Origin of the sequence: Dyadobacter sp. CY323 (assembly GCF_021390245.1) — a bacterium.
GTDB lineage: Bacteria > Bacteroidota > Bacteroidia > Cytophagales > Spirosomataceae > Dyadobacter.
On the sequence record NZ_JAJUXH010000020.1, the window covers coordinates 44236 to 58211 of the forward strand.

General features: G+C 44.3%; 22 protein-coding genes. All 22 read left to right on the forward strand.

The window, feature by feature from the left end; genetic code table 11:
* Positions 1-5: 5 nt before the first annotated feature.
* On the forward strand, positions 6-860 hold the full coding sequence (locus LZG72_RS23410; RefSeq protein ID WP_233877561.1) for a DUF4373 domain-containing protein: 855 nt from the start codon (positions 6-8) through the stop codon (positions 858-860).
* Positions 857-1246: a hypothetical protein gene (locus tag LZG72_RS23415; protein ID WP_233877562.1), complete on the forward strand. Its 390-nt coding sequence runs from the start codon at positions 857-859 to the stop codon at positions 1244-1246. The genes LZG72_RS23410 and LZG72_RS23415 overlap by 4 nt, the downstream gene beginning before the upstream one ends.
* Complete coding sequence (locus LZG72_RS23420; RefSeq protein WP_233877563.1) at positions 1247-2620, forward strand: DnaB-like helicase C-terminal domain-containing protein; 1374 nt, start codon at positions 1247-1249, stop codon at positions 2618-2620.
* 476 nt (positions 2621-3096) lie between these two features.
* Positions 3097-3453, forward strand: coding sequence for a hypothetical protein (locus LZG72_RS23425; RefSeq protein ID WP_233877564.1), 357 nt, complete (start codon positions 3097-3099; stop codon positions 3451-3453).
* Positions 3395-3688, forward strand: coding sequence for an HNH endonuclease (locus tag LZG72_RS29510; protein WP_409017734.1), 294 nt, complete (start codon positions 3395-3397; stop codon positions 3686-3688). Before LZG72_RS23425 ends, LZG72_RS29510 begins: the two co-directional genes overlap by 59 nt.
* A 1-nt stretch (position 3689) precedes the next feature.
* Positions 3690-3989 (forward strand): hypothetical protein, encoded by a 300-nt coding sequence (locus LZG72_RS23430; RefSeq protein WP_233877565.1) that lies wholly within the window; start codon positions 3690-3692, stop codon positions 3987-3989.
* A gap of 215 nt (positions 3990-4204) precedes the next feature.
* Positions 4205-4426: a hypothetical protein gene (locus LZG72_RS23435; protein ID WP_233877566.1), complete on the forward strand. Its 222-nt coding sequence runs from the start codon at positions 4205-4207 to the stop codon at positions 4424-4426.
* Between the two features lie 236 nt (positions 4427-4662).
* Complete coding sequence (locus LZG72_RS23440) at positions 4663-5019, forward strand: hypothetical protein (RefSeq protein WP_233877567.1); 357 nt, start codon at positions 4663-4665, stop codon at positions 5017-5019.
* Positions 5020-5298: 279 nt separating this feature from the next.
* The gene (locus tag LZG72_RS23445) at positions 5299-5526 is read left to right on the forward strand and encodes a hypothetical protein (RefSeq protein WP_233877568.1); all 228 of its coding nucleotides are present in this window, start codon (positions 5299-5301) and stop codon (positions 5524-5526) included.
* A 286-nt stretch (positions 5527-5812) separates the two neighbouring features.
* Positions 5813-6175 carry a hypothetical protein gene (locus tag LZG72_RS23450; RefSeq protein WP_233877569.1) on the forward strand — a complete coding sequence of 121 codons (363 nt, stop codon included), beginning with the start codon at positions 5813-5815 and terminating at the stop codon, positions 6173-6175.
* A gap of 1 nt (position 6176) precedes the next feature.
* Positions 6177-6707, forward strand: coding sequence for a phage terminase small subunit P27 family (locus LZG72_RS23455; RefSeq protein WP_233877570.1), 531 nt, complete (start codon positions 6177-6179; stop codon positions 6705-6707).
* Complete coding sequence (locus LZG72_RS23460; RefSeq protein ID WP_233877571.1) at positions 6704-8431, forward strand: terminase large subunit; 1728 nt, start codon at positions 6704-6706, stop codon at positions 8429-8431. Before LZG72_RS23455 ends, LZG72_RS23460 begins: the two co-directional genes overlap by 4 nt.
* A gap of 1 nt (position 8432) precedes the next feature.
* Positions 8433-8639 carry a hypothetical protein gene (locus LZG72_RS23465; RefSeq protein WP_233877572.1) on the forward strand — a complete coding sequence of 69 codons (207 nt, stop codon included), beginning with the start codon at positions 8433-8435 and terminating at the stop codon, positions 8637-8639.
* A gap of 200 nt (positions 8640-8839) precedes the next feature.
* Positions 8840-10048, forward strand: a complete 1209-nt coding sequence (locus tag LZG72_RS23470; RefSeq protein ID WP_233877573.1) for a phage portal protein — start codon at positions 8840-8842, stop codon at positions 10046-10048.
* Complete coding sequence (locus LZG72_RS23475; protein WP_233877574.1) at positions 9993-10586, forward strand: HK97 family phage prohead protease; 594 nt, start codon at positions 9993-9995, stop codon at positions 10584-10586. The genes LZG72_RS23470 and LZG72_RS23475 overlap by 56 nt, the downstream gene beginning before the upstream one ends.
* Positions 10587-10611: 25 nt before the next feature.
* A complete protein-coding gene (locus tag LZG72_RS23480) occupies positions 10612-11235 on the forward strand; it encodes a hypothetical protein (protein WP_233877575.1) in 624 nt (207 codons plus the stop codon).
* Positions 11232-11912, forward strand: a complete 681-nt coding sequence (locus LZG72_RS23485; RefSeq protein WP_233877576.1) for a phage major capsid protein — start codon at positions 11232-11234, stop codon at positions 11910-11912. Before LZG72_RS23480 ends, LZG72_RS23485 begins: the two co-directional genes overlap by 4 nt.
* 57 nt (positions 11913-11969) lie before the next feature.
* Positions 11970-12149, forward strand: coding sequence for a hypothetical protein (locus LZG72_RS23490; protein ID WP_233877577.1), 180 nt, complete (start codon positions 11970-11972; stop codon positions 12147-12149).
* Positions 12150-12695: a phage head-tail connector protein gene (locus tag LZG72_RS23495; RefSeq protein ID WP_233877578.1), complete on the forward strand. Its 546-nt coding sequence runs from the start codon at positions 12150-12152 to the stop codon at positions 12693-12695. It abuts the gene before it with no gap.
* Entirely contained in the window at positions 12695-13051 is a 357-nt protein-coding gene (locus LZG72_RS23500) for a hypothetical protein (protein WP_233877579.1), read from the forward strand. The genes LZG72_RS23495 and LZG72_RS23500 overlap by 1 nt, the downstream gene beginning before the upstream one ends.
* A complete protein-coding gene (locus LZG72_RS23505; protein WP_233877580.1) occupies positions 13048-13575 on the forward strand; it encodes an HK97 gp10 family phage protein in 528 nt (175 codons plus the stop codon). Before LZG72_RS23500 ends, LZG72_RS23505 begins: the two co-directional genes overlap by 4 nt.
* The gene (locus LZG72_RS23510; protein ID WP_233877581.1) at positions 13572-13967 is read left to right on the forward strand and encodes a DUF3168 domain-containing protein; all 396 of its coding nucleotides are present in this window, start codon (positions 13572-13574) and stop codon (positions 13965-13967) included. The genes LZG72_RS23505 and LZG72_RS23510 overlap by 4 nt, the downstream gene beginning before the upstream one ends.
* Positions 13968-13976: the final 9 nt, after the last annotated feature.

Sequence of the window (13976 nt, forward strand, 5' to 3'; positions counted from 1 at the left end):
ACTTTATGGCAAATAGTAAAACTGGTTTTAGTTATTACAGCACTGACACTGATCGATATTCCGACATTAAAATTAAACGATTGAAAAAAGAGTTCAGCGGCAACGGTATGGCTGTGTACGACTACCTGCTATGCGAAATTTATCGCGGTAAGGGATGTTATATGGAGTTCGATAGTAATGTTGCGTTTGATGTCTCGGAGTGTTTTTACATTGAGGAAAGTGTCGTGAAAGAGATCGTTTCCTATTGTGCCGAGATTGGCTTATTTGACAAGACTTTATTTGAACAAAAGGGAATATTGACATCAATTTCGATTCAAAGCAGGTTTGTCGATTGGAGTAAAAAAGCAAAGAGAAGCACTCCGGAAATCCCCAAAAACCTCGTTATTCTTCCGGAAGAATCGCCAGTTATTCCGGAAGAATCGACCAAACTTCCGGAAACTTCCGGAATAATCGAGCAAAATTCAGTCAGTTTGCCGCAAAGGAAGAAAGAAAGAAAGGAAGGAAGTAAAAAAAAGGATCTGTTCGATCCTATGCTTGTCGATCTTCCTTTTGATAAATCACCGTTATTCTTTGAAGCTTGGAAATCCTGGGTTGAGCACCGAAAGCAAGGCGGATCAAAGCTGACAAAATCAGCAGTAGAAATACAGCTGAATAAGCTGGGTACTTTTTCGGAGGTCATAGCCGTACGGATGTTAGAAAAGGCGATTGAGCATAACTGGACAGGAATATTTGAATTGAAAGCCTGGGAGTTAGACCAATTAGCAGAAAAACAATCAACAACAGCTGCACCGGCAACTGATGGTACACCGCCGCGCCGAAAATATCTGAACTCCCCAAAACCTCAACCGAATCCAGAATGAATGATAAACCAGTCTGTTCAGGTAGATGCGTTCCAATAATGGATCAGCCACCGGCGCGTCCACAGAGCGATGTCCTCTACGCAGTTAAGTGCAAGAACTGCGGGTATGATATCCTTTTCTGCGTTAAGCGTCCCAAGCGCCCCGGTCAGTTGAAAGAAATAGTTCTGTTGGGTGAAGAAGATCGCCCTTTGAATCTTCCGGTTCGTATTGATCCATCATTCATGGAACAAGCGAGAAAATACGGCCACTTGTACCAGCTGACAAAACCGGATAAAAAAGAATTTGAGGCAAAAAGCAGGGAGGGGAAAATGAACATTCTGTATGAGATGATTGCAGATGGTGATATTGATGAAGATATGTTTAACACGCTCAGTTCAAGATTTTAAATGAATAGCATTTTTTTGCCTCCATATTCGAAAGACCTGGAACGGGACGTTCTGGCGGTGCTTAGCCACCGACCAGAGTTGTTAGTCAAAGTTGAAGAGATTCTAAATTCAGACTGCTTTTTCAATCCGGAATACAAATACCTGTTTGATGTCATTTTCGGTATCCATCTTTCTGGCAAAGACGTCACGCAAAGTGCAATACTGCAAACCATTGTTCCATCCGGCAAAGGAGGTATCCTGAAAACCTATCAGGAGATCAGGAAGTTTTTCACCTCAGAATCATCCCTTTGGCAGAATTCACTAAGCCTGTCGGAATTGTCAGTAAAGCGGGCCATACTTGAAAAGTCCATGGAAATCCAAACCATGATCGCAGCCAATGAATCAGTAGATAAGCTGGATCAGCTGGTCAATCAAACTGCCGAGATCGTGACAACCCGGAACCGGCCAGTCAACGGAAATAACTTTTCAGAATCACTCGACGAAATGGAACGGGCGATGAACCGCCCAATCACAAAGGGGCTTTCCGGCATAGAAACAGGGATTCCGGATATTAACGAACTGACTGGTGGATGGGAGGAGGATGATATTGTAGTCATCGCTGGCAGACCGGGCATGGGTAAGACTTTAAGTGGAATATTCCACGCATATCATGCTGCACTTTCTGGAATACCGGTTGGATTTGTTTCTCTGGAAATGAGAAAATACAAACTCACCAGCAGGATTATGTCAGGATTAACCGGTTTTCCTTCTAGTGACATTGACAAAGGCCGTTTGGCGCAAAACCAAAAGGAAATCGTACAGGCACGCCGCAAAAGGCTCGAAAACCTGCCAATCTACTATTATGAAAACACGAACTCATGGGACATAAACGATATATGCCTAACGCTAAGAAACTGGAAAAGGAAATACGGGATCGGGTTACTGTTCTTTGATTATATCCAATTAATCCGTGATCGGACAATCCGGGATTCGTCGGATAAAACCAAAGTGGTTACGTCGGTTCAAGAAAAGTTGACACACTTAAAAAGTTCGCTTCGGGTGCCACTCGTCGAACTTGCGCAGCTCTCCAGGAATAACGAGTCACGCGGTGGAGACAAGCGACCGCAGCTAAGCGATTTAAAAAACTCTGGTCAGATCGAACAGGATGCATCGATTGTAATTTTCCTTTATCGCCAAGATTACTATGATGCGCTTGCCGCAAAAGAGAAAGGGGAGGAATTTATTTACACCAATGACCTTGAATACATTATCGCCAAGAACAGGGCTGGTGAGACCGGTCCGGTCGAATTGAAAGCAGACATGCGCACCAATAGAATATGGTCTCCTCACCAGCAGTTTCCAGCAGAAGCATCTTCATTCAAACTACCTTTTTAAACTAAATCACCATGGACATTTCAAACCACGATCACCTTCTGGCTTCGACTCGGGCATTGGGTATATATTTCGGATATCCCCAATGTTGCATAGAGGAATATGTAAGAGGGATGGCTCTCACTTTTGAAGGGCATACTCTGGATATGCATTTTCAGACAATGCTTCGACTTAGAGGTAATCTATCTGGATTATTTCCGTGCAAGGTTCATGCGGAACAAATCTTAAACGGCGAAAAGTCGCTTGCTGACCTTATTGAGAATCGCATGTGCTCAAAGCCGTTCCCTGATCACCAGTATTATCCAAATGCGACTGAATCAGAGTTAGTGCAGATGATAACGGATGGAAAGATAATTAAAAACAACTTCGATCAACTTGAGTGATATAGATTGTATCAATTGACTGGTATTTTCAATAACTTTTGTTTATATTTGAAGGTATTTCAAGGGTTAAACACTTCATCAATAAACTATTACTCCATGTCCGGAGAACAAACTCTCAAAAGCCACAAATTAGTTGATGGCGATTTAATTACGTACCTACCCAGGCTATCGCAAGCGGCGATTCAATCCAAAGACAAAAGAATGATTCAGGCCAAGGATATTGCTGTCTTTCATTTGGTCAACCTTCAACCTGGTCAAAAGCTACTATTAGAAATCGAGCCTCTTCGCCAAAGCGATGATAAATGCATCGCCTGCAACATCACCGTAAAGGATGGCAACAACAAGCAGACCTTTACGGATCTTCCATTTAGGATTAACTCAGCAATCTTTTTCAATGACCTCAAGAACGAAGGCGGAGATCCGGAAAATTCGGGATTGCAGGTTATGGCGTGATGTCGTCAGGATTCAGCAATTGATAGACTTTCCGTACTGTCAAAAATGTGCTGAAAATCCGAAGTTGGATCCGGTACCAGCCAAAGAGGTGGATCACATAACACCCTTGGAAGTAGGAGGAGAGCCTTTCGCAAAGTCTAACCTCAAAAGCCTGTGCAAGCGGTGCCACGTAATCAAGAGCGCGGAGGAAGCCAGGCAACGAGCGAAGTTATACGAACCACCTAAATTATGGTAATATGAGCTTAGATGATAGAGTGAGCAGATTATTTGAATCTCGCGAGAAGTTGCACTACTTGGATGTAAGCGATTTCATCAGAAATCTGACGTGTGAAGATGCTGCTGAAATAAAAGTTTTTGACGAGTTACTTACAGAATCGACCAATCGATTGTTGCGGGTTCGCAAAGCGGCCTTAGAAGTGGAAAGCCTGTTAGAGTCAAATGTCTCGATCGAGCGCTTTGCGTTTTTTTGTGGCAAACTATGCGAAACCATTATTGATGCTACTTATGATATTGATGATGATAAATCAACGAAATAATATGAAATACAGAATTCTATTTAAACATGGGATGTACCGACCACAAGTAAGCTATTGGTGGCTACCATTTATTTGGTTTGAAATCAAATATAATTTGGGATACCCGAAAACGGACATTTTACATGCAAAGTCGGTAATTGAAACTCATCGGAAGAAAACGAAGGTCATTCTGGTGGATTGAGATAAAGTCACTTTAAACAATCAGAAATAAAATCATGAGAGCAAAAGAAGCAACAGCGATCGCTGACAAGGAAGCGAATAAAAAGATGCCTCTGGACGAAGTTATTAGTAAGATATCTGCTTGTGCTAGCTTAGGCAGATACTTTTTGGAGATACCAAGTCCAGCGTCGACCGAATTAGTTAAAAAACTTCGAAGCGATGGCTACGAGGTGATTGCTTTTGATACGAGAACAGTAATCAAATGGGGTCTAGAATAATCACCAATACTGAACTGAAATTATGGCATGTAAACACAAATTCGTGTTCAAGGGAGTCAACAGTTATTACCGGGCTTCGTCCCGGTATTCATGGCAATACATATCCATCGATTCATTCTTTTGCGAAAAGTGTTTATTCGAGCAGACTGTTAAGAAAGAGGTCACATTAGGGGATCATCAAATCCCGCATAATCTCCCTGATTGGGCGGTAGGAATTACGACGAAGGTGTGAGGTTATGAGTAAATCAGAAGTAATAACCCAATTGGCTGCCGCCCTGGTGACAGTCATTGCTTTACGAAAAGTATTAAAAGAAAGGCGCTTCGAACCCGGCATCGAAAATAACATATCGCTTGGCGAGGTGGATCAAATACTACATACCGCGGAAAAATCATTAAGAGAGAAGCTTAAAGTGGAAGCCGAATATAGAACGCAGCCACCCCGATCTTTCGCCAGAGGCGGGATTGTCAATTCGTTTGAAAATGCTGTCCTCGGCAACTATAAGCCCGGCGCTTTGTTTGATCCAGAGATAATAATAGATGAGTCGAAAGCGTCCAGGCTATTCGACCAAATTAAATCCGGTAGGAGATCATGAATCAAAGATATAATGGCTTTGATAGTGAAGCCTTGAAGCGTGCCGCTGCGGCTATGTCCATTAGCAACCCGGCTATAAAGGCCGAGTTCGAAAGGATCCGAATTGAGCAGGAAAATGCAATGAAGCGCTTCCAAGATCACATGCGGTCGGTTGGGCGCGAAATGGTAAGAGCTGCATTTGATATCACAGCTTTGTCCAGGGCGTTGACCCTGAGGTATGGCACAGCGAAGGAAAAGCGGAGAATGTTAATCAAACAGGTAATCAACAAACAATCATATAATGGACAATCAAACATTCGGACAAAAGGCCGTAGGCCTCACATTTAACCCATCTGGTGATGATGCGGTGGGTAAAGCCAAGCAAACCTTTGCAGATGCTATCGATCAGCTTAATGACCTGCGTACCTCAACTAATAGCCCTGAGGTCAAACGCATGTGTTCAGTGGCCATCACTGAGGCACAGACAGCGCAGATGTGGGCTGTGAAGGCTATTACTTGGAAGGATTAAGATGAACAGTCAGACAGGCGAGGCTTTGTGCTTCGCCTTATCCTATGTGCTGGTGCTAATTGGACTTTACAGGATGGTCAGCCCGTCTCGACCTCGGAAAAGCACGAAAAAATAAAACAATTCCAAGAATTCACTCAAAAAGTGCCTTTCCAGCGTTCTGAGGGTGTAGTATTACTACGACATGGGGGAGGGGTCAAAAGTTTGGGGTGAATCATTGACAACCGCCTGTGCCCTCTTTCGTACGTCGTGTCAAAATTCAAGGGGTGGGGGGTATTTAAAATAACCTATGAAAACAGAACTTGGTATGGAAGAGCGAGCGACCATCAAAGAGATAAAGGAACTTTTGAGAGGGTTAAGTGGAGATGAAGAAACCCATGCAATACTGGCAATGTTCGAAGTGATTTACGATCGAGCAATAGAGGAGCCGAGACCCGATCGGACTTTAATTTCAAAATGGTTTGGATTTGGAGATTTGTTCATTACCAGAGATTCGCACAGTAGTATCCTTTACATTGAAAATGATTTTTATTCGAGTCAGGAAGATAAGCTGATGCTGGTCGATTCCGAAAATAATTCGGTTGTGGATGACAGTATACCGTTTTTGCATCGGCTATCAATTGCCTTAGAGATTTATCCGTACACAAATTAATATGGGTCCAGGTAGACCGGCTACACCAACGGCAATAAAGAAATTGACAGGCACTTTCCGGGAGGATCGGGCTAATAAGCATGAAATGATGCCTTCCGTTTTGGAGTTTGCCCCAAAAGCTCCTGGTGTTCTTTCTCGTGACGGGAAGAAGGTTTGGGACAGCGTTACGCAGGAATTAGCGGTTCTTAAAATGCTTCACCGCGTTGACCTGGAATTACTAGCCGCTTACTGCAATGAAATGGCTACTTACTGGGATGCATGTAAGGCAATCAAAAAAGAAGGGGCTGTTATCCGGCCGGCAAAAAAAGAGTCAATAACTATCAAGTTGACCAAAGAAGGCAATCCGGAGATAGCTAAGCCTGAAAATGAGGGATATCCAATTCAAAATCCGTGGGTTTCGATCCGCAATACTGCTTTGAAAAATGCGCAGGGATTGGCAAATCAGTTTGGTTTTACGCCAGCTGCGAGGGCAAGGCTGAGAGTGGAGCCTCCCCAGGAAAAAGACCCGCTTGATGAAATCCTCAATTCATGAAAGTTAATAAAATTGAAACCGCCTATCAGTATGCCGATGATATCCGCAGCGGAAAAATACCCGCCTGCAAGTACGTACGATTAGCAGTTGAAAAGTATCATGATCAACAAGCCCGTTCAGAAGAATTAGGAATTATCTGGGATGAAAAAGCGGCCCAACGCGTACTCAGTTTTATTGAATTGCTTTGTTTTACTGCCGGATCCGAAGCCGGAAAACCTTTCAAGCTAGAAGGCTGGCAGTCATTTTTAGTAGCTAATTTATTCGGATGGAAAAAGTACGATTCAACCGATAATCAGTTCTACCGCGTTTACAGAGAATGCTACTGTGAAATTCCGAAGAAAAACGGAAAAACCGAGCTCGGAGCTGCAATAGCCATCTATATGCTTGTTGCTGATAAAGAAGACGGTGCACAAGTCTATACCGCAGCATACACCCGGGATCAGGCAAGACTTTGCTTCAATGCAGCTCAACGTATGGTTAAGAAATCGCCCTTCGTAAAGAAGAGAGTGCGAAGCCTAACCAATAATATGAGCGTACCCGAGAGCTTTTCGACGATGTCAGCTATTTCGCATGATGCGGGTAATAGCGAAGGGAAAAATACTCATTGTGCTATTTATGATGAATTTCACGTTCATCTCACTGATGATTTGAAGATGTCCCTTGAATCCGGGATGGCGTCAAGGAAGCAGCCGATTCTTTTCACTCCAACTACGGCAGGATCCAACAAGCAAGCACCTTGCTACAAATTCCGACAGACTTGTATTAACATCCTCGAAGGGCGGTCTAATATCTCCGATACCTTCGCTTTAATTTTCACCATCGATGAGGACGATGACTGGAATGAGGAGGCCACCTGGTGGAAAGCAAATCCAAATCTAGGAGTTTCCAAGCAGCTGGAATACTTACGCAACAAGTACAAGAAAGCTAAGGAGAATGGTCGGGAAGAGGTCGATTTTAAGACCAAGCAGCTGAATTTGTGGGTAGACGCCGCTATCACTTGGTTGAAGGAAAAATATTGGGACGCTTGCAGTGATCCTCTTGATGATATTCCACTCGATGCAGTATGTTATGGAGGAGTCGATTTGGGAGAAACGAGCGATTTTACAGCCTATTCGAAGTATTTCCCGGATTATAATTATGTCACAACCCGATATTATGTACCAGAGGAAACAGCTGAATATGCAGCGCGTTTTGGTATCGACTATAAGCAGTGGGCGAATGATGGATTCATGGTATTGACGCCCGGAAAAACGACCGATCACGAATGGTTAAAGCAGGATATTTACGAAGATGCATCAAAGTATGATATGCGCTTTATTTCCATGGATCCCTGGCACGCAGCAATGCTCAAATTGCAATTGGAAGAAGAATTGGGGACAACCTACGCGGCGATCAGAAGGGAAGATGGAAGTTTAGACTTCGACTATCACAGCAAAGTACAGACATATAAGCAAGCAGCAGCCAATATGAGCCCGCCAACGAAACAATTTGAAGAGATAGTTATGAATGGGACGCTCCGGCACGATGGGAACCCGATCTCGGCCTGGATGCTGAAAAATGTGGCATTGCATAAGGATGCGATCGGCAATATCAGACCTGATAAGGCCAAAAGTAGGGACAAGATAGATGGGATCGTGGCAAAAATTATTGCCATCGGTACGTGCGCGAAATGGCATTCAGGAACTGACAACTACACAAGTGGCGAATTTACTGGCATAATCTGATATGAAAATCGAAAAACAAGACCTTCAACTGACAAAAGAGGCATATTTCAGGCTTTTTCAAGAGGTGTATCTACCTGGTCGCAGCATGAAAAAGGCTTTTGAACAAATCGAAGAGCATTGTTCTCAATTTGGGTATCAAAGCTATTATAATTCGTTTGAATCCTTCAAAACGGCGTATTACTGTCAAAAGTCAGAAAAATTTGCCTGACAGGTATTTATAGTTACCGATTGCTATTTTTTGGCTAATTAACTTTCGGGCAAACTATAATATCATTGGCAAATTGGTTCCAAACACTATTCGGGAGTGGCGCTTTTGTGCCTGAACCAGAGATTAGCATTGAACCCTTCGCGGAAGAAAGATCTTTTTCTATTTCGGAAGGTGGCGATGTAAAGTCTTTGCTGAGAGAAATGGGGCTATCTGACATTCACGTGAATGCCACAGCCGAAAATGCAATGGGTATTGCCACCTTCTACGGATGTGTGAAATTCATATGTAACCAAATTGCGTGCCTGCCGTATAATGTACTCCGTTACGAAGAAGGTAAAGGCTCAGTAAGGCAAGCGGACCATCCTTTGGATTACATTTTAGGCACCCGCTTTAATAAAAATATGGGGCCATTTGTGGCGAAGAGGGCATTGCTTTTAAATTGTCTTGTTCACGGGTGGGCGGTTGCTGAGATTGTTCGTGATGAGTACAATAAGCCATTTGAAATTATTCCTTATCCCACCAGGCAAGTTTACCTTTTACATCACCGTGAAACTGATAGTTACTTTTTCAATATCCCGCATCTGAATAAAACATTGACGCAAGACAATGTAATTTTTATCAGGGATTTGTCATTTGACGGGGCAACGGGAGCCTCAGTGATAAGCTGGCAAGAGCAAACAATAGAGATAGATCTTACGGCGAAAGAATTTGCACACGCATACTTCAAAAATGGCACCTTCATGGGCGGGATTATCACAAATCCGGCTATGGCAAACGTCAAAACAAAAGAAGATGCCAAGCGCGTCAAAAGTGACGTTGTTGATGCCTTTAAATCTGCTGGCGGCGGATATGGATTTGCGGTTTTCGCACCTGGGGTCAATTATATCCCCATCGGAATAAACCCCGCTGATTCAAAGCTCTTGGAGATTTTCGCGATGTCTGATAAGGATATTGCTAAAATGTGGAACCTGAGCTTAGCGATGATCGGGGATACCGAAGTTCAGAGTTCATGGGGTGCAGGCGTTGAGGCGATGTACACGATTTTAACTAACTCAGTACTCGTGCCGATCGCCAAGCAAGTTGAGGAAGAGATTGATTATAAGTGTTTCAGCCGAGCAGAAATCAAAAAGGGTTTTTTTACCCGCCATAATTTCAGAGGGCTGCTTCGCGGTGATTTCAAAACTCAGTCCGAACATCTTCGGGGAATGGTTAAAGATGGTATTTATATGCCTGATGAGGCTCGGGAGCACGAAGATATGGCGCCACTTCCTAATAAAACCGGAGCCCGCGCATACATGAATGGAACAATGACACCTCTCGACCTGATGGACGAGGTTTTAAAACAAAAAATCAATGGAAACACGAATTCTCCCGCAGGAATTCAGCGAGGTGAGGGCGATCCAGAATGATGATGGAGTCTGGCACATACCGGGGAAAGCGATAGTTTTCAACGTGAGGTCCAGAAAGATTAAATCATTTTTTGAAGTCATTATGCCGACCGCGTTGGACAATGCCAAAATGGATGATGCGATTTCTTGCTGGAACCACAATACCAGTCACATCCTGGGTAGTGTACGCAATAAAACCACAACCTATGAGATTACCGGCGATGCGATGTTGTATGACACGCTGCCACCAAACAATCCAACGACCAACGATATGGTGATTGCTCCAATCGTTCGCCGTGATGTAACCGGGAGCTCGTTCATGTTCAATATAGCCGAAGGCGGGGATGAATGGGTACGTGATCCGGACGGCAGTATTGTGAGGTACGTCCACAAAATCTACGAAGTATACGAATGGGGCCCGGTTTCGCTTCCGGTATACATGGATACAGTAACCGAAGTAACAAAAAGATCGCTTGACGATTTTATCAGCTTAACGAAGCAACAAGAAACCGTCATTAGAAGCCAGTACACAAAAATGAAGCTTGCCCTGTATCGATAATTTCAACTTTCATCAATAAACTACAATGCCAAAAACACTTAAAGACTTACTTGACGAACGCGGTGTAAAGCTCGAAGAGGCTGATAAACTTGCTGAGGAGTCACAAAAGCGTGACCTGACTCCTGACGAAAGCACGCAGTTCAGTACGCTAACTGTCGAGATCCGCGCCCTCGATGGTCAGATCTCAACCAAGCAGCAGATCGAAGCTTTTCAGGCGGGACGTTCGGCATCAGTGGGAACCGGTGCGGAAGGAAACCGCGATACGTCAAAAGGCGATGAGAACGATCTGGGAAAGTATAGTCTGAATAAGGCTCTCTTGACTATATCTGAGAAGCGCAGCCTTGACGGGATTGAAGCCGAAGTACAACAGCTATGCGAGAAGCGCGCCATGGAAGACGGTATTGAGTTGACAGGCGGCGGTGTGGTTATCATGGATGAAATCCTGCAAAAACGTGGTCAGACTGCGACTTTGCAAACCACAAATCCCGGCGATCAAGGCGGTGTTTTGATTGAAAAACGTGTGATGGGTATCCTCGAAGTATTGCAGGCCAATACCTGGCTTGAGGAAGTCGGCGCCCGCTTCTTAACTGGTCTAACTGGAATCTTTCATTCCCTGTTCAGGATACAACTCCTGCGATTCAGGAGTTGACAGAGATTCAGGCTATGATCGATACTGAAATTCTGTTCAGTACATTCGAAATGGCGCCTGCACGTCGCGGTACCAGCGTTCCGATCTCAAAGCAGCTGTTGAGACAAACATCGTTCGACATGCAGAACTTTGTGGTGAACGCCATTGGTGAAGCATTAGCGCAAAAGATGAACCTGGAAGGTATTATCGAATTGTTGTCGATCATCACATCAGGAAATGGAAACCTTCTTGCCTTAGGCACGAATGGTGCGGTTCCAACCTATGAGAACATTGTTGCTCTCGAAACATTGGTAGATGGCTACAACCATAAACGTGGTACTCCTAAATATTTGACCAACACGAAAGTTAAAGGGAAGCTCAAAACCACGCAGATTTTCACCGGCACAAGCGGCGTTCCTGTTTGGGGTAGCGATAACACGCTGAATGGTTACAAAGCAGTGGCGTCAAACATTGTTCCTTCGACCTTGGTGAAAGGATCCGCAAACAATGCCTCAGCAATCGTTTTTGGTAACTTTTCTGATTTCATTGTCGGACAATGGGGAGGCACAGAATACATCTATAACCCGTATTCAAAAGCAAAAGAGGGCCAGGTCGAAATCACCGCGAATGCTTACTGGAAAACCAAAGCAACCCGCGTTAAATCGTTCGCCGGTATCAAAGACGCGCTCACCGCGTAACCTCCATTTTTGTAAATGTATCAACAGGCCGGGAAACCGGCCACATCTAAAACTATAATGGCAGAAACAAAGGTCACAGTTGAGGAGACTCCAGTTGAAGGAGTAAAAACCAAGCAGGTTGAAATCCTCAAATTCCACCCATTCGTAGCACACGAGATTGGTGAGCAACCATTCCTTGAAGAAGGAACAGCTGACAGGCTCATTGAAATTGGTTACGCCAAAGCACTGAAAAAGTAAATGAACTACCCAGTCCGGACTCAGAAATACGATACTCTTCCAATTGCCCTTGAAAAAGCACTGGCCTGGCTTCGTATTCCTGATTCTTACATGGGGGACAATGATCTGGTGAAAGATCTGATCGTTATGGCAGCGGATTACGTTGAAACGGAATGTAATATTTCACTTGGCATATCAACTTACGAATGGGAGGCAGACTGTCTACCTGGCGTTATACCAGACACTTTTTACGTTCAGGAAATTTCAAGTATAAGCGGTTCAAATGCATCAGGCGTTAATCTGATCATTGATACAGACTATCGCCTCTTGAAGACAGGGAAACGCGGCAGGAAGATAAAATGGATTGATGGGTACCGGCACGATTACACCGGCTTCACGATCACATTCACTGCTGGTTTTGACGAGGAAGAAATCCCGCCACGCATTTTGATGGCAATCCGTGCCCTGATCGCTGAGTGGTATGATAACCGTGGCAACCTCACCCAGGAGAAAAAGACCTTTGTTGATAATCTTTTGGCCCCTTACGCAATCCCATACGTGGCATAATGGCAAAGCAAGAATTCAGGAGAGCAGGGAAGTACGACCGGCGCATCGATATCATGGAGCCAATCACGGTCACCAATGATTTCAATGAGGAAAAGAACGAGTTCGAGGTAAAGTACAGCGGGTTTCCGGCTTGCAAACTTGAAAGGAATACTACCCAGGATGATAATTTAACACAAAATGTTTCCAGGGCGATCCTGTCACTTGATTGGGAGCTAAGGTACGTTCCAGGCCTTGAACTGGCAACCGGATGGAAATTCAAGGATGTGTACAATGGACTGGTCTATAACGTGGTCGCTCCAATTGCTGAAATAGGCAGAGGACAAGGGTATTTAGTCAAAACGGAACTTGTGCAGTGAAAGTTACCTTCGATACGGGTCAGATTGATAAGCTTGGTGAGGCAATGAAGCGGTATGCAGGCATTATGCCTACCAACATCGCCAATTCTGCTTTACGGAAAGCCACACGGCCCATGTACCGAGCAGCACAGGCAGAGGTGCCAGTTTCAAAAGGTGGGCAAACCAGGACATCACTCCGTTACCGAAAACGAGGGAAAGCAGCAGATTCATTCAGCCAGGGCGGCGCAACTCGGCGTGATCTCCGGGTTAAAACGGTCACCCCAAAGTCTAACGAAGTTGGACGTATACTGATTGGAGTTAGTAAGAGATCGGGTAAAGTGGGATGGAGAACGATATTCATTACGCATGGTACCAAAATGCGTAAAACAAAGAAGGGAAGGAACACTGGACGCACACAAGCAAATAACTTTTTACAGCGGGCATACGATCAAACGATCGGACCTGCAAGGATCGCATTTACACGGATTTACCGCGAGGCATTCAGTAGATGGGCTAAAACAAACTTACCTCAGGGCAAAATATGATTGAGAAAGCCATCATACAGCTGTTGAGGCAAAGCCTAGCCCTGACCGCGATTGTAGGTAACCGGATTTACCCAAATATCATCAAAGCAGGCGCCACTTACCCAGCTGTTTACGTTGCAGCAAACCAAATGGAAAAACTGGAATGCGACAATCATTCTGGTGTTAAAAGCGGCACGGTTGAAATCGGGATTTGGTCAGATGATTACCAGGTATGCTATGATTGTATTGAGGCAATCAGGGATAAGCTCGATGAATATTCGGGCATTATCAATAGCGTCGGAATTACATTCTTGCGAGGCGAAGAAGCCCCCGACGGTTACGATGAAGATCTTAAAATGAATTTGAAAGCTATTGATTTCAAAGCTTTCGCCCAGATAAAATCAACAAACTAAAATAAATCA